Here is a 19,677-nt window from a genome sequence, read left to right on the forward strand (position 1 = left end):
CTCTGCCGTCGTCTCCCGTGCCGTGGCTGGCAGGGAGCGCGGTGCCGGTGGTGGGCCCGTGGTCACAGGGCGCTCAGCTCCCGGGTCAGGTCGTCCAGTCCCAGCGCACCGAGGGAGAGTGCCGCCATGTGCCACTCCTTGAGGTCAAACACCTCGCCGCGCTCTTCGTGCGCCGCGCGGGCGGCTGCCCGGCCGTCGAGCCAGGCACGCTCCCCGAGCTTGTAGCTGATGGCCTGCCCCGGCCAGCCGAGGTAGCGGATGATCTCGGAGTCGATGAAGTCCTGCGGCCGCCCGGAGTGGGCCGCGAAGAACTGGTTGGCCAGCTCGGAGGACCAGGTCTGGCCGGGAGCGATCGGCGAGTCGTCGGGAATCGGCAGCTCCAGGTGCATGCCGATGTCGATCACCACCCGGATCGCGCGCATGATCTGGCAGTCCAGGTAGCCCATCCGTGCCTCGGTGTCGAGGTAGCCCAGCTCGTCCATCAGCCGCTCGGCATACAGCGCCCAGCCCTCCGTGGCGCCGCTGGAGGAGCCGAGGCTGGTCTGGTAGATCGACAGTTGCGGCGCGACATAGACCCACTGGGCCAGCTGCAGGTGGTGGCCGGGGACTCCCTCGTGGTACCAGGTGCTGACCAGGTCATACATCGGGAAACTGGTCCGGCCCATGGTCGGCAGCCAGGTGCGGCCCGGGCGCGAGAAGTCGATCGACGGACGGCTGTAGTAGGGGGCGGCGGCGCTGCCCGCTGGCGCGATCATCGCCTCGACCTCCCTGATCGGCTCGGCGATCTCGAAGTGCGTGCCGTCCAGATCCTGGATCGCCCGGTCCATCATCTGCTGGAGGCGCTCGCGGACCGCCTCGACTCCCTCGACGATCTCGCCGTGCTCATCGAGATGGCGCATCGTCTCCACAGGGCTCGCGCCGGGCAGGATCAGCTCGGCGACCTCCTGCATCTCGGCGTTGATGCGCTGGAACTCCGACCAGCCCCAGGCGTAGGCCTCCTCGAGGTCGAGGTCGGCGCCCATCCAGCGGCGGGCGTTGAGCCGGTAGCGTGCGGCGCCGACCGCGTTGGGCGTGCCCTGCGCTGCCGGCAGGTAGGTCTCCTGCAGGTAGTCGCGCAGCTCGATGGTCCCGGCCGTGGCGGTCTCGGCCGCTGCGGTGAGCTCTCCCTGCAGGCTCGGAGGGCCCGCCGACACGAACGCGTGCCACCACTGGGTGTCGGCCCACTCGGTGAGCTGGTCGATCAGGGTCTCGATCTGCAGCGGCGCCGCAAACAGCTGCTGAGCCGTGCCCTCGGTCAGGGTCTCGGTCCAGCCGCGGTAGGCCTGCGGGATCTGCGCCATCCGGCGTGCGATCACAGCCCAGTCCTCCACTGTCTTGGCCGGCATCATCGAGAAGAGCTGTCGCACCGCCTGGGGCGGGCCGAAGATGTTGCGGACCTCGCGGAGGTGCTCGCCGGCGGAGTGCGCCTCCAGCTGGACCCCAAGGCGGTCCCGCAGCAGGGTCGCGCAGCGAGCCTCCAGGGCGTCCCAGGATCCATGGGTGGACGACTGCTCGAGGCTGTCGAGGTCGGACAGGACCGCGGCGGCCAGGTCGGCCTTGGCCTGGTAGCCGGCCGGTGAGAGGTCCGGCACCCGGTCGTCGTGCGGGTTGAGACCGAGACCGGTCGCGACCGAGGGGTCGAGCGCGGCGAGGTCGTGGACGAAGCGGTCGGCGAGCTGGCGGGGAGTGGTGGGCGTCGTCATACGCCCATCCTCACCTGCCCCACCGACGGGGACCACCGCGGGGCAGTCCGGCCTCGCGCGGCGCGCCGCCCACGGCAGCACCAGCAGGCGCGAGAGGCTGGGGCCATGGCTGACGAGCGGGTGACCGAGGAGGAGCTGCGCCAGGTGTGTCTCGATGCTGCCTCCCGGGGCGAGCCCGTCGGACACATCCTCGACGAATATCTCCGGGCGAGTTTCCTGCACGAGCACGAGGAGGCTGACCGGGCCGCGACCCACCGCAGCGACGAGGCCCCGGACGAGTGGTGGACCGCTGCCGGCGCCCGTCCACCCGAGGGTCGACACCGCGCCGTCAGCTGACTCCCGGACGCCGTCAGCGGACTCTCAGACGGGGTCGCCTACCATGGAGGCGTGACTTCCCTCCCCGTTGACCAGGTCTCCAAGCGCGTGCTGCTCGCCGCGCCCCGCGGCTACTGTGCCGGGGTCGACCGAGCAGTCGTGACAGTCGAGAAGGCCCTGGACCTCTATGGTCCGCCGATCTATGTCCGCAAGGAGATCGTCCACAACAAGCACGTGGTGCGCACTCTGGAGAAGCGCGGTGCGATCTTCGTGGACCAGACCGATGAGGTGCCCGAGGGCGCCACGGTGATCTTCTCGGCCCACGGGGTCTCCCCGGCAGTGCACCGCGAGGCCGCCGCCCTCCAGCTCAAGACGATCGACGCCACCTGTCCGCTGGTGACCAAGGTGCACCGCGAGGCGGTGCGGTTCGCCAGTGACGACTACGACATCCTGCTGATCGGGCACGAGGGGCACGAGGAGGTCGAGGGCACGGCCGGCGAGGCACCCGACCACATCGTGCTGGTCCAGAACCCCGACGAGGTCGACCAGGTGGAGGTCCGCGACCCGGACAAGGTCGTGTGGCTCTCGCAGACCACGTTGTCGGTCGACGAGACGATGGAGACGGTCCGTCGCCTGCGCGAGAAGTTCCCCAAGCTGCAGGACCCGCCGAGCGACGACATCTGCTATGCCACCCAGAACCGTCAGGTGGCGGTGAAGCAGATGGCGGCAGAGTGCGACCTGATGATCGTCGTCGGCTCGCAGAACTCCTCCAACTCGGTGCGTCTCGTCGAGGTCGCGCTCGATCACGGTGCCCGCGCCGGGCACCTCGTCGACTATGCCGACGAGATCGACGAGGCCTGGCTGGACGGGGTCTCCACCGTCGGGGTGACCAGTGGTGCCAGCGTGCCGGAGCTCCTCGTGCGCGACGTGCTCCAGTGGCTCGCCGACCGGGGCTTTGAGGACGTCAAGGCGATCACGGCGGCCGAGGAGTCGCTGATGTTCTCGCTGCCGAACGAGATCCGGCGCGACCTGAAGGCGCGCGACGGCGTCGAGGCCGCCAAGATCCGGCACGACGCCGGCTCGTTGCACTGACGGCGGGTCTGCGCGATGTGACCTCCGGCCTCGCCTCATGGGCACGAGGTCACATCTCGATAACGGCTGGCTGGCCCGGCCGCACCCCCGTGTGGAGCGCGCCCTCACGTCCCAACGCGCGCGCGTAGCGCACCCCGGCAGGTTCGTCCAACCACTTCAACGAGACTCGCTGCGCGTTTGACCGATACCCCAGGCCTTCCTAGGTTCGAACAAGGACGTGCGAATCTTTTCTGAGAGGGACGAACCTGATGACCAACCACATGACCACCCGACGTGCCGGGGCCCTGGCGGGCATCGCCGCCGCCTCCCTGGCCCTGACCGCCTGCGGAGGCAGCGACTCCAAACTGCTCAACGACGGCACGCTCGTGGCCGCGATGAGCGGTGAGTTCCAGCCGTTCAGCCACTTCGAGGGCGACCAGCTCACCGGGTTCGACTACGACATCGCCGCAGCGATCGCCGACGAGATGGGGCTGGAGCTGGACGCGAAGACCGGTGCCTTCGACAGCCTGATCCAGGGCGTCAAGAGCGATCGGTATGACGTGCTCGTCGCCTCGATGACCCCCACCCCCGAGCGCGATGAGCAGGTGGACTTCACCGATCCCTACTATCTGTCCGGGGCTACGGTCTTCGTGTCCAACGACAGCGACTGTCAGGACCCGACCCAGCTGGACAGCCCGGCCATCGGGGTGGCCTCCGGCACCACCTATGAGACCTTCCTCAACGACGAGGACTGGGTCGGTGAGATCCGCACCTTCACCTCCGACATCACGGCGCTGGAGGACACCGAGGTCGGCCGTCTGGACGCCGCGATGACTGACCGGCTCGTCGGCCTGTTCCAGATCGACCAGGCGGACCGGGACCTGCGCGTCTGCGGGGAGCCGCTCTACACCGAGGAGCCGGCCTTTGCCGTGCGTGAGGGCAACACCGAGCTGGTCAACGAGCTGAACGACGCGCTGGCCGCGATCATCGACGACGGCACCTATGCGGAGATCTCGCAGGAGTGGTTCGGTCAGAACATCCTGGAGTCTGACGCCGGCGCGCCGGCCGACGACGCCGAGCAGACCAGCGGTGACTGAGCCACGCCCATGAGCTTCTTCGAGATGCTGGTCGACTACGCACCGCTCTTCATCGAGGCCAGCTGGGTGACGCTGCGACTCACGGCGGTGGCCCTGGCCATCGCGCTGGTGCTCGGCGCGGTGATCGCCTGGATGGCGATGAGCCGGTTCCGGCCCCTGCGGTGGCTGGCCACGGCATACATCGGCGTCATCCGCGGCACACCGCTGATCGCCCAGATCTTCGTCCTCTATTTCGGCATCTCCGAGATCGCCAAGATGCCGGCGTTCTGGGCAGGAGCACTCGCGCTGGCGGCTCACAACTCGGCCTATATCGCCGAGATCTTTCGTTCCGGCTTCCAGGCGGTGCCCAAGGGGTTGGTGGAGGCGTCCCGCTCGCTCGGCATGAGCAGGCGCAGCACGCTGCGTCGCATCCAGGCACCGCTCGCACTGCGCACCACGCTCCCCGTGCTGGGCAACCAGTTCATCATCGCGGTCAAAGACTCCTCGCTGGTCTCCTTCATCGGGATGACCGAGCTGTTCCAGACCTCACGCAACCTGCAGGCACAGAACTACGCGCCGTTGGAGATGTATCTGATGGTCTCCATCTACTACCTGATCATCGTGCTGGCACTGACCTTCGTGGTGCACCGGCTCGAACGCTCCCTCAACAAGCACCGCCGACCGGTCGAGCCGAGCTCTTCCGCCGGCGACGGGGACGGGAGCGGCCCCAGCCTGCCCGCCTGGGTCAAAGGTCGGCGCGCCGAGCGCGGAGCGACCTCGTGAGCGCCACGTCGCAGGGACAGCCCCTGGTCAGCATGCGCGACATCGTGAAGAAGTTTGGTGCCAACGTGGTGCTGGACGGGGTGGACCTGGATGTCTATCCCGGCGAGGTCGTCGTGCTCATCGGTCCGTCTGGGGCCGGCAAGAGCACGCTGTTGCGCTGCATCAACGGGCTGGAGAAGATCACCTCCGGCACCATCGAGGTGGATGGCCAGCTGCTTAGCTATCAGGAGGCGGAGATCAACCGGATCCGGTCTCGGATCGGCATGGTCTTCCAGTCGTTCAACCTGTTCCCGCACGTGACCGTGGCGCAGAACATCATGATGGCGCAGCGCGACGTGCTCGGTCGTTCGACCTCGGAGGCTCGTCAGCGAGCCGTGGAGCTGCTCGACCGGGTCGGGCTCGCGGAGAAGGCCGATGCCTATCCGGACAGTCTGTCCGGTGGCCAGCAGCAGCGTGTGGCGATCGCCCGCGCGCTGGCGATGGATCCGGCCGTGATGCTCTTTGACGAGCCGACGTCAGCGCTCGACCCTGAGCTCGTGGGTGAGGTGCTGCACGTGATGCGCGAGCTTGCCGATGCCGGCATGACGATGGTCGTGGTGACCCACGAGATGCGCTTCGCGCGCCGGGCCGCGGACCGTGTTGTGCTGATGGCAGACAGGCAGATCGTCGAGGAGGGCACCCCCGAGCAAGTCCTGGACAACCCCACCAGCGAGCGGGGTCAGGCCTTCCTGCGCCAGCTCACCGAGGAGTAGGCGTCACCATCTCGCGGCTCGGTCAGTGCCGGGTCGATCTCGCCCCGGGGGTCGGCGACCTCGGCCAGCTCATCGGCGATCAGCTCCGGCGCTGTCAGGGGACGAACCGCAGCCGTCACCGGCTCGAGCGTGGGGTGGGCCGACTCGGCGATGCCGACCTCCTGCAGGCTGCGGCTGGTGACCATGACCCGGGACTCCAGGGTGCCGATCATGCTGTTGTAGGTCTCCACGGAACGACGTAGTGCAGAGCCCATCGTCGTGACGTGCTTGCCCAGCGTGCCGATCCGTTGGTGGAGCTCGGTGCCCAGCTGCACCAGCTCACGCGCATTGCCGGCCAGGGTGTCCTGCTGCCAGACGAACGCGAGCGCCCGCAGCAGCGCCAGCAGGGTGGCGGGCGAGGCGAGCACCACCTTCTTGGACTGGGCGTGGTCATAGAGGTCGGGTGAGGCCTGGAGCGCTGCCGCCAGGACCGCGTCGCTGGGCACGAAGCAGATCACCAGCTCCGGGGCGGTGGTGAAGGCGCTCCAGTAGGACTTGGCGGCGAGCTCATCGACGTGCCCACGCAGGGAGCGGGAGTGCTGACGCAGCAGGCTGGTGCGCTCGCCGGCCGTGATGCCGTCGGCCTGGGCTGCCAGGAACGCCCCCAACGGAGCCTTGCTGTCCAGCACCAGCAGCTTGTCCTCGGGAAGGTGGACCACGACGTCTGGGCGCACCCTGGCGTCGTGCGTGCTGACGGCGCTCACCTGCTCCTCGAAGTCGCAACGTGCGAGCATGCCCGAGTGCTCCAGGATGCGCCGGAGCTGGGACTCACCCCAGGTGCCGCGGACTCCCGACGAGTTCAGCGCCCCCGAAAGGCCCGCCGTCTGCTCACGCAGCTCGGCCGTCTGACGGGCCACCTCACCGAGCCGCTCACCGACCGAGCCGAACTGCTCCTGCCGGTCCCGCTCCAGCTCGCGGACCTGGGCCTCGACGCGGGACAGCGTCAGGCGCAGGGGAGCCAGCTCCGCCGCCGTCTGCCGGTCAACCTCGGTCGCAGACCCCTGGGACTCCAGGCGCTGGGCGAGCAGGTCGCGCTCGGCGCGACTGCGTGCGAGCTGCTCGGTGCCGAAGCCGCGCCCCAGCAACCAGCCGATGACGGTGCCCACGGCGATGGCCGTCAGGGCGATCAGGAACGTGGTGGTGTCCATGTCCAGACTCTCTCAGGGACCACTGACAGAGGCTCACCGCCCGTGACGGTGGGCTACCTGCAGTGGTTCCTGCCGGCATACCGAGCGGCGGCGCTGCCGGGAGTTGTCGATGGCGGGAGGTTGCCGGCGTCCTGGGCCGGTAGACTCCTGACCCCGTGGCACTCACTATCGGAATCGTTGGCCTGCCCAACGTCGGCAAGTCGACCCTTTTCAACGCACTGACCAAGAACACGGTGCTCGCGGCGAACTACCCGTTCGCCACGATCGAGCCCAACGTGGGCGTGGTCCCGCTGGCGGACCAGCGGCTGGACCGCCTGGCCGAGATCTTCGGCAGCCAGCGGATCCTGCCGGCGCCGGTCAGCTTCGTGGACATCGCCGGCATCGTGCGCGGTGCCTCCGAGGGGGAGGGGCTGGGCAACAAGTTCCTGGCCAACATCCGTGAGGCCGACGCGATCTGCCAGGTGGTGCGCGCGTTCGTCGACGACGACGTCGTGCACGTCGAGGGCAAGGTCAGCCCCAAGGACGACATCGAGACGATCAACACCGAGCTCGTCCTGGCCGACCTGCAGACCCTGGAGTCTGCGATCCCCCGGCTGGAGAAGGAGGTCAAGGGCAAGAAGACCGACAAGGCTGTCCTCGATGCCGCGCTGGCCGCCCAGAAGGTCCTGGAGGTGGGGGACACCCTCTTTGCCAAGGGCACCGCCGCTGGTGTCGACATGGTCCTGGCTCGCGGCCTCGGGCTGCTGACCACCAAGCCGTTCCTCTATGTCTTCAACCTGGACGAGGAGGGCCTGACCGACCAGGCGCTGCACGACGAGCTGGCCGCCGTGGTCGCACCCGCGGAGGCGATCTATCTCAACGCCAAGCTCGAGGCCGACCTGGCTGAGCTCGACGCGGAGGAGGCGGCTGAGCTGCTGGAGTCCGTGGGGGTCAGCGAGCCCGGCATGATCCAGCTCGCCCGTGTCGGCTTCCAGAACCTGGGCCTGCAGACCTATCTGACGGCTGGCCCCAAAGAGGCCCGCGCGTGGACCATCCGCACCGGCTCGACCGCGCCGCAGGCGGCCGGGGTCATCCACACCGACTTCCAGCGTGGCTTCATCAAGGCCGAGATCGTCTCCTTTGAGGACCTGGATGCGCACGGCTCGATGGCCGAGGCCCGGGCTGCCGGCAAGGTCCGCATGGAGGGCAAGGACTACCTCATGCAGGACGGCGACGTGGTGGAGTTCCGCTTCAACGTCTGAGGACCCCCCGGGCCACGCGCACGCGTTATCAACTACAATGTGTAGTAGATAACGGACGGGCGAGACGGCGTTGGAGGTAGAGCAGCATGGCGAGGCGGATAGCAGCACAGGACCTCACCTGGCTGCTCATGGACCGGCCCCACAATCTGATGCACGTCAACGGTCTCGTCGGCTTTGACGAGCTGCCCGACTTCGAGGTCGTCGTCGACCTGGTCATGGGACGCATGGTGCGTCGGTATCGCACGCTGTCCCAGGTGCCGGTGCAGCGCGACGGCGCCTGGTTCTGGGAGGACGACGACGACTTCGACATCCGCCAGCACGTCCGTCGGGTGGTGCTTGAGGACGGGAGCGAGGAGGCGCTGAGAGCGCATGTGTCACGCGAGTTCTCCCGGCCCTTCGACCAGACCCGACCCCTCTGGGAGATGCAGCTGCTGTCCGGTCCTCCCGACGCGGGACAGGGCGGCTATGTCTATGGCCGGTTCCACCACGGTCTCGGCGACGGGATCCGGCTGGTCCAGCTGATGATCGGGGTGTGCGACCCGGTCGACGGGGCGCTGCCCCGCACGGTGGGGCGCACCACCGGCGAGCACCGGCACCCGCTTGAGCGGGTGGCCCAGGCCGTCGAGGACTCCGTCGCGGGCACGGTGGACTATGTCGGCCAGGCTGGCCGGGTCGCGACCCGGGCCGGTCGCACCCTGCTGTTCACGACGAACCCGCTGCAGCTCGCGCACCACGTCGGTGACGCGCTGTCCGTGGCTCGGCACCCCGTGCGGCTCATGGATGCCCTCACCGGGATCGCCTCGCTCGACAACGAGCTGACCAACTCCTGGCGAGAACTGGCCCGCATGCTCCTGTCCGACGGGTCCGACGCGGCGGCCTGGAGCGGGACGCCGGGTGTCGAGAAGTCGGTCGCCTGGATCGACGGTGTGCCTCTTGACGGACTCAAGAAGGCCGCTCGCGACCACGGTGGCACGCTCAACGACCTGCTCATCGCGGCGGTCTCGCTCGCACTGACCGACTACCTCGCCGGACGTGGTGTGGAGCACGTGCAGGAGCTCTCCTGGATGATGCCCGTCTCGCTGCAACCCATCGACAGCACCCTGCCGCCACGCCTCGGCAACCACTTCGTGGTGGTCATGCTCGCGATGCCGCTGGGGATCCGTGACCCGAGGACCCTCGTGCGTGAGGTGCACGAACGCACCTCACGGCTCAAGCACTCGGCCGAACCTCTCGTGGCCTTCGGCTTCCAGCGCGCGATCGCCGAGACACCGGTCACTGTCGCCCGTCGGCTGACCGACTTCTTCTCGGGGAAGACGATCGGCCAGCTCAGCAACGTCCCCGGCCCACGGGTTCAGCTGAGCATGGGCAGTGCGGGGGTCCGCTCGATCCTGGGCTGGGTGCCCACGACCGGGGACCAGCCTCTCGGCATCTGCCTGTTCAGCTATGCCGGCACGGTCAGCGTGGGCGTCGCCACGGACGCCCGGATGGTCCCGGACCCGTGGCACCTCGTCGAGCTCATCAAGCGACACCTGACCGGTCTGGCCGAACCGGTCGACGCGATCGGAGAGGACGTAACGCGATGACCACCCCACAGGCGGAGAGCACGACCAGCAGGGCCGGCGCGAGCAGTCGGGATCACACCCTCGTCGTCAACGTCACCTTCCAGGGCGACGAGTGGGACTACGACGAGCACGTGTCCCTGGGCGGGCGTGACTACCGGCTCGTGCGGGTGGGGACCAGCGGCGACGCCGAGGCGGCCGAGGACCACGTCTGGCGCTGGTCCCTGAGCGCCGACGCCATCGCGGTGAGCGGCATCAGGGAGGCTCGGGCAGCTGGCCACCTCACCGGCACCATTGATGACCTGCGGCGGGTCAGGGGCACGACCACCCGCGTCCCGGTCCGGGACGACTCCGTCCTGGCCGACGTGTTCCAGGAGTGGGCCATCCGCCGGTTGCAGGCGCAGCTACCGGGCTACCTCACCAACGCCAGGGTCGTCGTTGTCGGGGACACGACCCGGGAGCGCACGGTCGCGGTCCTGCGGGAGTTCACCGACAACATCATCTTCGATGAGGCACATCATGGGCTCCAGCTCCCCAGCTCCGCCAAGACCGACCCGGTCACGACCACGGCCGCCGCGGCCGGTGAGGTGGCCTGGCGACTGACCCCCGGCATACTCAAGGACCGGGTCTCCGGGCCCACCGGCTGGCTGAGCCACCGCATCGCCAAGCACGCTGCAGCCGACGCGGACGTCATCATCGGCTCCTTCTCCGAACTCGTGCGCTTCGGGCTGCCGGACCTGAGGGGCAAGGCCGTCATCACCAGTGCCGTCTCGCAGGACCGGCTGGACACCCTGGCTGACCTGGGCGCGGACCTGGTTGTGGACACCACGCCGCAACCGTTCGACCTCGTCGTCGTGCCGGCCCTGTTCGAGGCCATGATCGCCGCGACCCTGCCACGCGGCCGGGAGGTCACGACCGACGACGCGGCCACGTTCATCCAGGAGGCCGGTCTGCAACCCCGGCTGCTGTGGCCCCGGGGCGAACGGCGCAAGAGCAGGTTCGCGTTCGTCATCCACCCCCTGTCGACGGAGTACTTCAAGGAGGTCGGCGCGCTGGGCGCGGTCTGGAGCGTCCCGGGGATGGGTCGGGTCATCGAGAAGTCGGTGGCCTATCTGCCGCCCTTCGTCTACAGCCACGTGACCGGCATCGTCTCTTCAACCGGCGACGAGGCCGAGGGGTGGCTCATCACCGTGGGCGGCACTCCCAAGGAGATGCTCGCCCACCCGCCGGAGTTCACCTACTCCCGGCTGCTCGCCGCCGCTGAGCTCTCCCGCCGGCTCGGTGCCCAGATCATGGGGTTGGGGGCCTTCACCAAGGTCGTCGGCGACGCCGGGGTGACGGTGGCCAGGCAGGCGAGGCTCCCGGTGACGACGGGCAACAGCTACAGCGCCTCTGGAGCCCTGTGGGCGGCGCACGAGGCGGTGCGACGGCTCGACCTCGCCGACGTCGACGACGACGGCGCCATCCGCGGCAGGGCCATGGTCGTGGGCGCGTCGGGCGCTATCGGGTCGGTCTGCGCGCGACTGCTCGCGCTCGCCGCCGACGAGGTCTGGCTCGTCTCGCCCGAGACGGCCAAGCTGCTGCAGCTCAAGGAGGAGATCGAGCGCGAGAGCCCTCGGGCGACCATCCACGTCGCGACCGACCCGTCAGCGGCTCTGGCAGACATGGACGTCATCGTCACCGCGACCTCGGCGGCCGGGCACAAGGTGCTCGACATCATGAAGGTCAAGCCCGGCTGTGTCATCACTGACGTGGCGCGACCGCTGGACCTCTCGGCCGAGGACGTCGCCCTGCGCCCCGACGTCCTCGTGGTCGAGTCCGGTGAGGTGGAGCTGCCCGGCGACGTGCGGATGCGCAACATCGGGCTCCCGGACGGGGTCGCCTATGCCTGCCTCGCCGAGACGATCGTGCTCGCTCTCGAGGGCCGCTACGAGAGCTTCACTGTCGGCCGGAACATCGAGTGGGAGAAGGTCAAGGAGATCTATCAGCTCGGGTTGAGGCACGGCATGAAACTGGCCACCATCTCCGGTGTCAACGGGCCCTACACCGACGAGGACTTCGAGGCGGTGCGGTCCGCGGCCGTTCTTGCCCGCGCCGCAGCCGCCGAGGATCACATCCTGGAGGAGACACCATGAGGTCAGTCAAGGGCAAGCACGTCCTGGTCACCGGGGCCGCGATGGGGATGGGCCGGCTCTTCGCCGAGCGGGCCATCGCCGAGGAGGCAGCCGCCGTCGTCCTCTGGGACATCAACGAGAAGGCGCTCAACCACACCCTGGGCGAGCTCGCCGACGGCCCGTGCGCCGTGACCGGCTATGTCGTGGACATCAGCGACCCGGACGAGGTCGCGGCGACGGCGGCCGACGTCCTCGACGACCTCGGCCATTTGGACGTCCTGGTCAACAACGCGGGGATCGTGCGCGGCAACGCCTACTTCTGGGAGACCGACCCGGAGCGCGACACCCGGGCGACGATCGCGGTCAACACGCTGGCCCCGATGTTTGTCGCCCACGCCTTCCTCGGGAGCATGATCGGGGCGCCCGGCGAGACCCGTCTGCTCAACATCTCCTCGGCCGCCGGGTTCACACCCAACCCGCGCATGTCCGTCTATGCCGCCTCGAAGTGGGCGCTCACCGGCTGGTCGGACTCGGTGCGGCTTGAGCTCAAGCAGGCGGGGCACGACCACGTCAGGGTGACCACGGTGTGTCCCTACTATGTCCGGACCGGGATGTTCGACGGGGCGAGGTCCGCCCCGCTCCTGCCGATCCTCGACCCCGACGAGGTCGTGGACGAGGCCTGGACCGGGATGCTCGTCGGCAGCCCGTTCGTGGTCCTGCCCCGGACCGTGCTGCTCAGCGAGATGCTCAAGGGCGTGCTCCCGGTCGGTGTGCGCGACTTCATCGCCGACCATGTCATCGGCGTCTATCGCACGATGGAGGACTTCACCGGGCGCGCAGTGCCGGAGGACTGAGTGACCGCTCGTCCCGGCACGGACGGTCAGGCGCGGGCCTCGTGCCCCTCCGGGGCCGGCTCAGGATCCTGCTCCTTGAGCTGCTCCCACCGTGCCTCCTTGCGCCGCGGGTCGTCGAGCAGGTGCAGTCCCAGCTCGTCGCTGAGGTGCTCGAACGCCAGCTGGCCGCGGACGCTGGCGCCGTGTCGGTCCAGGCGCGGTGAGTATGCCGCGAGCCCGGCCCGCCCTGGCAGCGCACCCATGATGGAGCCCGCCACGCCGCTCTTGGCGGGGATCCCCACCTCCGACATCCAGTCACCAGCGGAGTCATACATCCCGCAGGTGGTCATCACGCTCAACGTCTGCCTGGCCGACTCGAGGCTGTGGACCCGCTCACCGGTCACCGGCTGGACGCCCCCGTTGGCCAGGGTCGCGGCCATGACCGCCAGGTCGCGGGCGCTGACCAGGATCGAGCACTGGCGGGTGTAGCCGCGCACGACGTCCTCCGCCTGGTCGGGCATGACACCCTCGGCCCGCAGCATGTAGGCGATCGCACGGTTGCGGTCAGCCTGGGCGAGCTCGTCACGGGCTGCCTCCTCATCGACGTGCAGCTGGTGTCCGGCCATCACCGAGAAGCACTCGAGGATCGTCTCGAGCCGCTCCTCGGCGTCGGCGCCGGGTCCGTTGACCAGGGCGTGCGTGGTCAGGGCCCCGGCGTTGATCATCGGGTTGCGGGGCCGGTTGGACTCCGGCTCGACCGAGATGACGTTGTAGGCCTCTCCGGAGGGTTCGACGTCGACGTGCTCCAGCACCTTGTCGACGCCGTGCTGCTCCAGGGCGAGGGCATAGACGAAGGACTTGGAGACGGACTGGATGGTGAACTCATGGTCCGCGTCACCGGCAGTGTGCACCTCTCCCTCGACCGAGCAGACGGCGGCCGCGAGCAGCTCCGGGTCTGCGGTGGCCAACGCCCTGGGCACGTCAAAGACCTCGCCACCGGTGGCGTCCCGGACGGCGTCGAGCGTGCGGCTCAGATAGTCAGCAAGAGATTCAGGCATGCCTCGAGGATAGGGAAGGGAAGTCGAGCCGCACGACCGCCCGGCGCGCGGTGGGGCGGCCGAGCTCGGTGAACCCGGCCTCCAGGAAGCTGGTGAGGGTCCCCACGTGCAGCTCCTCGGAGATCGCGGCCCTGGTCATCGGATAGGCCTCCACCGCAGCGGCCCCGCGGCTGCGGGCGAACTGCGCCGCCTCCAGGATGAGCGCCCTGCTGATGCCCTGCCTGCGGAAGTGGGCCCGCGCGAACACGCAGGTGATCGCCCAGACCGTCGCGTCCTCGCGGTCCTCGTCCCGCCCCTGCCACGGCACCTGGCTGTGTCGCAGGCCGGGGAGGTGCGGCCGGGGCGCCACCGCGCACCACCCGACCGGCTCCGCGTCCAGATAGGCGACGAGTCCGCTGGTCTCGCTGGCGCATGGGTCACCGCAGCCGGTCTGGTCCTGCAACCGTGCGATCCGCTCCTCCACGGGCTGCGTGGCGAAGGTCTCCCGCGGCCGGAGCCGGTAGCGCTGGCACTGGCACCGGGCCGCCTGACCGCGCGTGCCAAAGACCTGCTGCAGGTCCTCGCAACCGGCCTCGTTGGCGGGACGGATCACGAGAGGGGATGGCCCGGACATGCTCTGATCGTAGGACCCGGCCGGCACGCCAGGTGTGGTCTGCAGGCACAATCAGCGGGTGCGCACCACCCCGAGTCCCGACAGCCCGTCTGTCGGGCACGTGGACCACGGCCACACCGTCCTGGCGGTCCCGGTGCCAGCCCTCGACGACTTCGTCCGCCAGCGGACGGTGCTGTATGACGAGGCCTACCTGGCCGAGGACCCGCACTTCGGGCAGGCGCACGTGACGGTGCTCGGGCCCTGGGTGCGCGAGCCTCGCGCAGAGGACCTGGCCATGATCGCCCGCATCGCGGCCGCAGCCGAGCCGTTCGACTACCTGCTGGCCGCGACCGGGGTGTTCCCCAACGGCATCATCCACCTGGTCCCCGACCCTGCCGCGCCGTTCCAGGCACTCACCAAACAAGCGTGGGATGCTTTCCCGGACCATCCGCCATACGCCGGTGCCTTTGCCGGAGTGACGCCACACCTCACCCTCGACGCGGTCGGGCCGGGTGTCGATGAGGCGCACGTGCGTGACCTGCTCGGCGATCGCATCCCCGTCACCTGTCGCGCGGACCGGGTGCAGCTGCAGTGGTGGCAGGCTGGGCACTGCCACGTCAAGGGCGCGTGGCCACTCGGTGGCGCGACGACAGGAGACAGGTCATGAGGATCCTGGTGACCGGCGGCGTCCGCTCCGGCAAGTCCTACCATGCCGAGAGCCTGCTGCAGAGCCAGCCGACGGTCACCTATGTGGCTCCTGGACCGGACGAGACGCAGGAGCCGGACCCGGACTGGGCCCGGCGCCTGGCGGCCCACCGGCAGCGGCGCCCGAGCACCTGGACCACGGTGGAGACCGTCGACATCGCGGGGGCACTCGCGCGCAGCGAGGACGCAGTTCTCGTGGACTGTCTCGGCACCTGGCTGACCCGCACGATCGACCAGCAGGCGCTGTGGGAGGCGCCGGCTGACGACGTCACCGCCGTGGTGCGCGAGGCGACCCGTGAGCTTGTCGCGCAGCTGGACCGGCCCCAACCGGTGGTGCTGGTCACCAACGAGGTCGGGCTCGGGGTGGTGCCGGCACACCGGTCTGGCCGCCTCTTCCGTGACCTGCTGGGTGAGGTGAATCGGGAGGTCGCCGCAGTCTGCGACGAGATCCACCTGGTGATCGCGGGCCGGGTGCTCGTCCTGTGAGCTGCGCGGTCTGCTGACCCGGCACCGGGGCAGCCCGCTGGGCGACACCTCGACGCGGGCGTCAGGCGACGCTGAGCAGCAGCACCGTCAGCGCGACCTCGACGCAGGCACCGAGGACGTCACCGGTCACCCCACCCACCCGGCGCACGGCGACCCACAGGAACCCTGCGACGGCCAGCGCGGCCAGGGCCGGGGCGAGCAGCCCACCCAGGTCGGGACCAGCGTTCAGGGTCGCGGCCCACACCAGGGCCGCGGTGACCAGCCAGGCGAGGCTCGCGGCGACCGGGTGGACCGAGCCCGCCACCGTGGCGCCGAGCCCGTCGGGTCGGGCGGCCGGGACCCCTCGCGCACAGGCGATGGCCAGTGCGCTGCGCGAGGCCACGACGACCGCGGCGGCTACGAGCGGGCCGAGCCGATGACCGACCAGGGCCGTCAGACACACGGCCTGCAGGCCGATCACCACGACCAGGGCGACGACCCCTGAGGGGCCTGCGGTGCCGGAGCGCATCACCTCCAGCGATCGGACGCGGTCGGTCGAGGCCGTGAGGCCGTCGACCGTGTCCGACAGCCCGTCCAGGTGCAGCATCCGGGTCCCCCAGGCGAGCAGCCCCACGGCCAGCAGACCCACGGCCAGGGGCGACACGACCCCGTGCTGACCGGCCCAGACCAGCAGCCCGACTCCAACGGCCAACGGGAGGGCGGCCACGGGCGCGGCCAGCATCGCCACCCCCGCGCTGGCGCGGTCGATCACCTCGGGCGGTCGCACCGGGATGCGGGTCAGCGTCCCCACCGCCAACCGCCAGCCGTCGCGCAGCCTCATCCCAGGTCCTCCAGGAGGGCCACGTCCCGCAGGAGGGCGATCGCACTGTGCAACAACGGCACTGCGGCCACGGCACCGGAGCCCTCACCGAGCCGCATGTCGAGCTCCAGCAGCGGGGAGAGCCCCAGGGCCTCCAGGGCGAGGGTCTGGGCGGGCTCGGGGGAGCGGTGCCCGGCCACGAACCACGCGGCAGAGCCAGGCGCCAACCGGTCGGCCAGCAGGCCGCAGGTGACGCCCATCAGGCCGTCGAGCAGCGCCGGGACGCCGGAGCGGGCCGCTGTGAGCAGGAAAGCGCTCGCGGCGACGAGGTCGGCGCTGCCCAGCGCGGTCAGGGCCTCGACAGGGTCGGCCGACCGCGCCCCGACGCGAGCCAGCGCCTGGTCGACCAGCTCGGTCTTGTGGGCCAGCGCCGCGTCGTCGACCCCGGTGCCACGACCCACGACTGCTGCGGCCGGAAGCCCGAGGACGGCTCCCACCAGGGCGGCCGCCGCGGTGGTGTTGCCGATGCCCATGTCACCGCTGATCAGCAGGTCAGCCCCGGCCTCGATCTCCTCGAGCGCAACGGTCTCCCCGGCGCGATAGGAGGCCTGGAACTCCTCCTCGGTCAGGGCGTCCGTCAGGTGGATCGGTGCGCTGCCGCGCCGGACCTTGAACTGCTGCAGGCGATCCCGCGCGTCGGCGCCGAGCTCGGCGAACTCGTCAGCGCAGGCCAGGTCCAGCACGCGGACGTGCACCCCGGCGGTCCTGGCCAGGGCGCTGACCCCTGCCCGCCCACCGAGCAAGACGCGGACCATGGCGCCGGTGATCTCCGGCGGGAAGGCGGAGACACCGTGCCGGGCGACCCCGTGGTCCCCGGCAAAGATCACCAGCCGCACGTTGGTCAGCGGTCGTGGGGGCATGGTCCCCTGCGCGGCGCTGATCCAGACGGCGATCTCGCCGAGGCGGCCCAGGGCTCCGGGCGGGGTGGCCAGCGCCGCCAGCCGCCGGGTGGCCTGCTCGTGGACAGTGGCTGAGGGTGCGGTGATGCCGGTGATGACGGACTCCTGGCTGCGGCGCGCGGGGACGCCCCAGCGTAAGCGGTCTGACCGGGACGGGGTGGGCCCGCCCGGCGTAGGGTCGTTCTCGGACGATCAACGGCAGGACCGGAGGACACGATGCGCTCTGAGGTCAGCCCCACCGCTCGCGCCCTGCTCGCGCTGGAGCTGATCCAGGCGCAGCCGGGCATCACGGCGGACCGGCTCGCGGACCGACTCGGGGTCACGCCTCGGGCCGCTCGTCGCTATGTCGCCATCCTGCGCGAGGCCGACATCCCGATCCTGTCCACGAGCGGACCTGGTGGCGGCTACCGGCTCGGCCGCGGTCTCCGGCTGCCACCGTTGACCTTCAGTCCCGGTGAGGCACTCAGCCTGGTGATGGCGGTCCTCGACGGTCATCACCCAGCCGCTGACCCGGCGGACACGGTCGGCTCCGCCCTCGGCAAGATCCTGCGGGCCCTTCCGGAGAGCGTGGCGGCACAGGCGGAGACGGTGCGTCGCACCGCTGCCTCCGCGCCAGACCGGGGCGCCGCGCGGCCCGACCCGGCGATCACGGCGACCCTCGTCCGCGCCTGCGCCGACCACAGTGTCGTCGAGCTGGCCTACTGCTCGGAGTCGGGGACGCAGTGGTCCACGGTGGTCGAACCGTGGGCGGTCGTGGTGCGACACGGGCGGTGGTATCTGCTGTGTCGGGTCGTAGACCGCGATGTCGTGCGCACCTATCGGGTGGACCGGGTGACCAGCGCGACCCCTGGCGCGGAGAGCTTCGAGCCGCCCGCGCACCTTGACCCGGTCACTGACCTGGAGCAGCACCTCGGTGCTGGGTGGGAGCACCCCACCGAGGTCGTGGTCCACGGACCGCTCGAGCTGTGTCAGCGGTTCTTGGGACCGGTCGCCGGCCGGCTCGAGGCGATCGACGAGCAGACGACGCGCCTGACCGGCAGCACCAGCAACCCAGCGGCGTATGCCGAGCGCGTGCTCTGCCTGCCCGTCCCGTTCCGCGTCGTCGGCGGCCCCGAACTGCGGGCCGCGGTGCGTGAGGTGGGGGAGCGGATGGTGGCTGCCGCGCAGGACTGAGCCGAACGCGGTTGCCGGCCGGACCGGTGCACGACAGGCTGGTCGCATGACCTCACGCATCTCGCACACCAGCGTCGACTGCACCGATGCCTACGGCCTCTCGACCTGGTGGAAGGAAGAGGGCAGCGGTTGGGTCACGCTGGCCGACCCGGAGGGCAACGTCTTCTGCGTGCTCAGGTCGGTGGCCGAGCGGACCGGCCCACCACAACCTGGCTAGCGGCCGTGTCGCACCGGGTTTCGGTGCGACATACTGGACCTTCGAGGTGGGCGCACACGGAGGTGACCAGATGAGCAAGGGATTCGTCGTGGTGGGGGTTGACGTGCCCGGCACCAGTTCGGGCGCGGTGCGTTGGGCGGCGGAGGCAGCCGTGCTGCACGAGGTGCCGCTGAAGCTGGTGCACGCCGCCGACGACGTGGCAGGGCTGCCCGGCGGTGAGGTCAGCGCCGAGGACAGCACCACGATCGACGTCCTGCGTGAGAACACCAGCGCCCTGTCGAGCCTGACCGAGGCCAGGGAGACGGCGCAGGCACTCCACCCCGACCTGCAGCTGGAGGTGGTCGAGGTGGTGGGTGACGCCGTCCAGGCGTTGCTGAGCCACCAGGAGCACTCGTTGCTGGTCGTCGGGACCGGCCACCGCAACGCACTCTCAGAGCTGATCCTCGGCTCAACCTCGCTGGGCGTGGCGATGCACGCCACCAGCCCCGTGGTCGTCGTGCCCCCGACGTCAGGAGAGCCTGCCGAGCAGCACGGCCTGGTCGCGGTGGCGGTCGACGGCAGCTCGGACAGCGCGGTGGCGGCACGGATCGCCTGCCGGGAGGCCAGGATCCGCGGGGCCAGGGTCATCGCGGTGAATACCTGGGGTCTTGAGGTCGTGGACGGCTTCGTGGTCACCGAGTCCGACCCGGAGCAGTATGCCGTGATCAAGGACCGGCAGACGGCTCTCGTCGAGCGCGCGCTGACCAGCGCGCGACGGGACTACCCGGACGTCGAGATCGAGGTCTCGGTCGTCCACGGTCAGGCGGTCCGCAGCCTGGTGGAGCTGTCGGAGCGGGCCGACCTGCTGGTGATCGGCAGCCGGGGTCTGGGTGGCTTCGCGGGCAAGCTCCTCGGCTCGGTCAGCCAGCGTGTGCTGCGCGGCTCCAAGTGTCCGGTGATCATCGCGAAGGCCAGCCGGAGCTGAGGTCCCCCTGGACATGGTGGGGCGGTCCAACGCACCCCAGGAATGGCTCTG

20 protein-coding genes are annotated in these 19,677 nt (G+C 70.0%); 14 read left to right on the plus strand and 6 right to left on the minus strand.

The window, feature by feature from the left end; all coding sequences use genetic code 11:
- Positions 1–62: 62 nt before the first annotated feature.
- On the minus strand, positions 63–1,742 hold the full coding sequence (locus tag NF557_RS03910; protein ID WP_252621795.1) for a DUF885 domain-containing protein: 1,680 nt from the start codon (positions 1,740–1,742) through the stop codon (positions 63–65).
- A gap of 105 nt (positions 1,743–1,847) precedes the next feature.
- Here NF557_RS03910 and NF557_RS03915 point away from each other — a divergent pair, with 105 nt between their 5' ends.
- From NF557_RS03915 to NF557_RS03935, 5 genes are all read left to right on the plus strand, one after another.
- Positions 1,848–2,078, plus strand: coding sequence for a hypothetical protein (locus NF557_RS03915; protein ID WP_252621797.1), 231 nt, complete (start codon positions 1,848–1,850; stop codon positions 2,076–2,078).
- Between the two features lie 51 nt (positions 2,079–2,129).
- Positions 2,130–3,149: a 4-hydroxy-3-methylbut-2-enyl diphosphate reductase gene (locus tag NF557_RS03920; protein WP_252621799.1), complete on the plus strand. Its 1,020-nt coding sequence runs from the start codon at positions 2,130–2,132 to the stop codon at positions 3,147–3,149.
- 260 nt (positions 3,150–3,409) lie between these two features.
- Positions 3,410–4,225 carry a transporter substrate-binding domain-containing protein gene (locus NF557_RS03925; protein ID WP_252621801.1) on the plus strand — a complete coding sequence of 272 codons (816 nt, stop codon included), beginning with the start codon at positions 3,410–3,412 and terminating at the stop codon, positions 4,223–4,225.
- Positions 4,226–4,234: 9 nt separating this feature from the next.
- Positions 4,235–4,987 (plus strand): amino acid ABC transporter permease, encoded by a 753-nt coding sequence (locus NF557_RS03930; RefSeq protein WP_252621803.1) that lies wholly within the window; start codon positions 4,235–4,237, stop codon positions 4,985–4,987.
- A 32-nt stretch (positions 4,988–5,019) separates the two neighbouring features.
- Entirely contained in the window at positions 5,020–5,739 is a 720-nt protein-coding gene (locus NF557_RS03935; protein ID WP_252623906.1) for an amino acid ABC transporter ATP-binding protein, read from the plus strand.
- Here the strand turns inward: NF557_RS03935 and NF557_RS03940 are convergent.
- A complete protein-coding gene (locus NF557_RS03940; RefSeq protein WP_252621805.1) occupies positions 5,706–6,926 on the minus strand; it encodes a DNA recombination protein RmuC in 1,221 nt (406 codons plus the stop codon). The genes NF557_RS03935 and NF557_RS03940 overlap by 34 nt on opposite strands.
- A gap of 155 nt (positions 6,927–7,081) precedes the next feature.
- Here NF557_RS03940 and ychF point away from each other — a divergent pair, with 155 nt between their 5' ends.
- From ychF to NF557_RS03960, 4 genes are all read left to right on the plus strand, one after another.
- Positions 7,082–8,167, plus strand: a complete 1,086-nt coding sequence (ychF, locus tag NF557_RS03945) for a redox-regulated ATPase YchF (protein WP_252621807.1) — start codon at positions 7,082–7,084, stop codon at positions 8,165–8,167.
- A gap of 86 nt (positions 8,168–8,253) precedes the next feature.
- Positions 8,254–9,750 (plus strand): WS/DGAT domain-containing protein, encoded by a 1,497-nt coding sequence (locus NF557_RS03950; RefSeq protein ID WP_252621810.1) that lies wholly within the window; start codon positions 8,254–8,256, stop codon positions 9,748–9,750.
- Positions 9,747–11,861: a dehydrogenase gene (locus tag NF557_RS03955; RefSeq protein WP_252621813.1), complete on the plus strand. Its 2,115-nt coding sequence runs from the start codon at positions 9,747–9,749 to the stop codon at positions 11,859–11,861. Before NF557_RS03950 ends, NF557_RS03955 begins: the two co-directional genes overlap by 4 nt.
- Positions 11,858–12,694 carry an SDR family NAD(P)-dependent oxidoreductase gene (locus NF557_RS03960; RefSeq protein ID WP_252621816.1) on the plus strand — a complete coding sequence of 279 codons (837 nt, stop codon included), beginning with the start codon at positions 11,858–11,860 and terminating at the stop codon, positions 12,692–12,694. The genes NF557_RS03955 and NF557_RS03960 overlap by 4 nt, the downstream gene beginning before the upstream one ends.
- A 26-nt stretch (positions 12,695–12,720) precedes the next feature.
- On the opposite strand, the gene glsA is transcribed toward NF557_RS03960, so the two are convergent.
- Positions 12,721–13,731, minus strand: coding sequence for a glutaminase A (gene glsA / locus NF557_RS03965; RefSeq protein WP_252621818.1), 1,011 nt, complete (start codon positions 13,729–13,731; stop codon positions 12,721–12,723).
- Positions 13,724–14,344: a GNAT family N-acetyltransferase gene (locus NF557_RS03970; RefSeq protein WP_252621820.1), complete on the minus strand. Its 621-nt coding sequence runs from the start codon at positions 14,342–14,344 to the stop codon at positions 13,724–13,726. The genes glsA and NF557_RS03970 overlap by 8 nt, the downstream gene beginning before the upstream one ends.
- A gap of 58 nt (positions 14,345–14,402) precedes the next feature.
- On the opposite strand from NF557_RS03970, the gene NF557_RS03975 reads away from it, so the two are divergent.
- Together NF557_RS03975 and NF557_RS03980 are read left to right on the plus strand one after the other, a co-directional pair.
- Positions 14,403–14,990 (plus strand): 2'-5' RNA ligase family protein, encoded by a 588-nt coding sequence (locus tag NF557_RS03975; protein WP_252621822.1) that lies wholly within the window; start codon positions 14,403–14,405, stop codon positions 14,988–14,990.
- Complete coding sequence (locus NF557_RS03980; RefSeq protein WP_252621824.1) at positions 14,987–15,514, plus strand: bifunctional adenosylcobinamide kinase/adenosylcobinamide-phosphate guanylyltransferase; 528 nt, start codon at positions 14,987–14,989, stop codon at positions 15,512–15,514. Before NF557_RS03975 ends, NF557_RS03980 begins: the two co-directional genes overlap by 4 nt.
- Before the next feature lie 61 nt (positions 15,515–15,575).
- Here the strand turns inward: NF557_RS03980 and NF557_RS03985 are convergent, their stop codons facing one another.
- Together NF557_RS03985 and cobT are read right to left on the minus strand one after the other, a co-directional pair.
- Positions 15,576–16,334 carry an adenosylcobinamide-GDP ribazoletransferase gene (locus NF557_RS03985; protein WP_252621826.1) on the minus strand — a complete coding sequence of 253 codons (759 nt, stop codon included), beginning with the start codon at positions 16,332–16,334 and terminating at the stop codon, positions 15,576–15,578.
- Positions 16,331–17,368 carry a nicotinate-nucleotide--dimethylbenzimidazole phosphoribosyltransferase gene (gene cobT, locus NF557_RS03990; protein ID WP_256855715.1) on the minus strand — a complete coding sequence of 346 codons (1,038 nt, stop codon included), beginning with the start codon at positions 17,366–17,368 and terminating at the stop codon, positions 16,331–16,333. Before cobT ends, NF557_RS03985 begins: the two co-directional genes overlap by 4 nt.
- Before the next feature lie 120 nt (positions 17,369–17,488).
- Here cobT and NF557_RS03995 point away from each other — a divergent pair, with 120 nt between their 5' ends.
- The 3 genes from NF557_RS03995 to NF557_RS04005 all read left to right on the plus strand — a co-directional run bounded on the left by NF557_RS03995 (position 17,489) and on the right by NF557_RS04005 (position 19,626).
- Complete coding sequence (locus NF557_RS03995; RefSeq protein WP_252621829.1) at positions 17,489–18,445, plus strand: helix-turn-helix transcriptional regulator; 957 nt, start codon at positions 17,489–17,491, stop codon at positions 18,443–18,445.
- A 46-nt stretch (positions 18,446–18,491) separates the two neighbouring features.
- Positions 18,492–18,662: a hypothetical protein gene (locus NF557_RS04000; protein WP_252621832.1), complete on the plus strand. Its 171-nt coding sequence runs from the start codon at positions 18,492–18,494 to the stop codon at positions 18,660–18,662.
- 70 nt (positions 18,663–18,732) lie between these two features.
- Positions 18,733–19,626, plus strand: a complete 894-nt coding sequence (locus tag NF557_RS04005; RefSeq protein WP_252621834.1) for a universal stress protein — start codon at positions 18,733–18,735, stop codon at positions 19,624–19,626.
- The last annotated feature ends 51 nt before the right edge of the window (positions 19,627–19,677 follow it).

This window comes from Ornithinimicrobium cryptoxanthini (assembly GCF_023923205.1).
Taxonomy (GTDB): domain Bacteria; phylum Actinomycetota; class Actinomycetes; order Actinomycetales; family Dermatophilaceae; genus Ornithinicoccus; species Ornithinicoccus cryptoxanthini.

Excerpts from the sequence above, each read along its gene's own strand:
- NF557_RS03995 (WP_252621829.1), top strand. The coding sequence starts at position 17,489 with ATGCGCTCTGAGGTCAGCCCCACCGCTCGCGCCCTGCTCGCGCTGGAG.
- NF557_RS03955 (WP_252621813.1), top strand. The coding sequence starts at position 9,747 with ATGACCACCCCACAGGCGGAGAGCACGACCAGCAGGGCCGGCGCGAGC.
- NF557_RS03915 (WP_252621797.1), top strand. The coding sequence starts at position 1,848 with ATGGCTGACGAGCGGGTGACCGAGGAGGAGCTGCGCCAGGTGTGTCTC.
- NF557_RS03925 (WP_252621801.1), top strand. The coding sequence starts at position 3,410 with ATGACCACCCGACGTGCCGGGGCCCTGGCGGGCATCGCCGCCGCCTCC.
- NF557_RS03910 (WP_252621795.1), bottom strand. The coding sequence starts at position 1,742 with ATGACGACGCCCACCACTCCCCGCCAGCTCGCCGACCGCTTCGTCCAC.
- NF557_RS03950 (WP_252621810.1), top strand. The coding sequence starts at position 8,254 with ATGGCGAGGCGGATAGCAGCACAGGACCTCACCTGGCTGCTCATGGAC.
- NF557_RS03935 (WP_252623906.1), top strand. The coding sequence starts at position 5,020 with ATGCGCGACATCGTGAAGAAGTTTGGTGCCAACGTGGTGCTGGACGGG.
- NF557_RS03940 (WP_252621805.1), bottom strand. The coding sequence starts at position 6,926 with ATGGACACCACCACGTTCCTGATCGCCCTGACGGCCATCGCCGTGGGC.
- NF557_RS03970 (WP_252621820.1), bottom strand. The coding sequence starts at position 14,344 with ATGTCCGGGCCATCCCCTCTCGTGATCCGTCCCGCCAACGAGGCCGGT.
- NF557_RS04000 (WP_252621832.1), top strand. The coding sequence starts at position 18,492 with ATGACCTCACGCATCTCGCACACCAGCGTCGACTGCACCGATGCCTAC.
- NF557_RS03980 (WP_252621824.1), top strand. The coding sequence starts at position 14,987 with ATGAGGATCCTGGTGACCGGCGGCGTCCGCTCCGGCAAGTCCTACCAT.
- NF557_RS03930 (WP_252621803.1), top strand. The coding sequence starts at position 4,235 with ATGAGCTTCTTCGAGATGCTGGTCGACTACGCACCGCTCTTCATCGAG.
- NF557_RS04005 (WP_252621834.1), top strand. The coding sequence starts at position 18,733 with ATGAGCAAGGGATTCGTCGTGGTGGGGGTTGACGTGCCCGGCACCAGT.
- glsA (WP_252621818.1), bottom strand. The coding sequence starts at position 13,731 with ATGCCTGAATCTCTTGCTGACTATCTGAGCCGCACGCTCGACGCCGTC.
- NF557_RS03985 (WP_252621826.1), bottom strand. The coding sequence starts at position 16,334 with ATGAGGCTGCGCGACGGCTGGCGGTTGGCGGTGGGGACGCTGACCCGC.
- NF557_RS03960 (WP_252621816.1), top strand. The coding sequence starts at position 11,858 with ATGAGGTCAGTCAAGGGCAAGCACGTCCTGGTCACCGGGGCCGCGATG.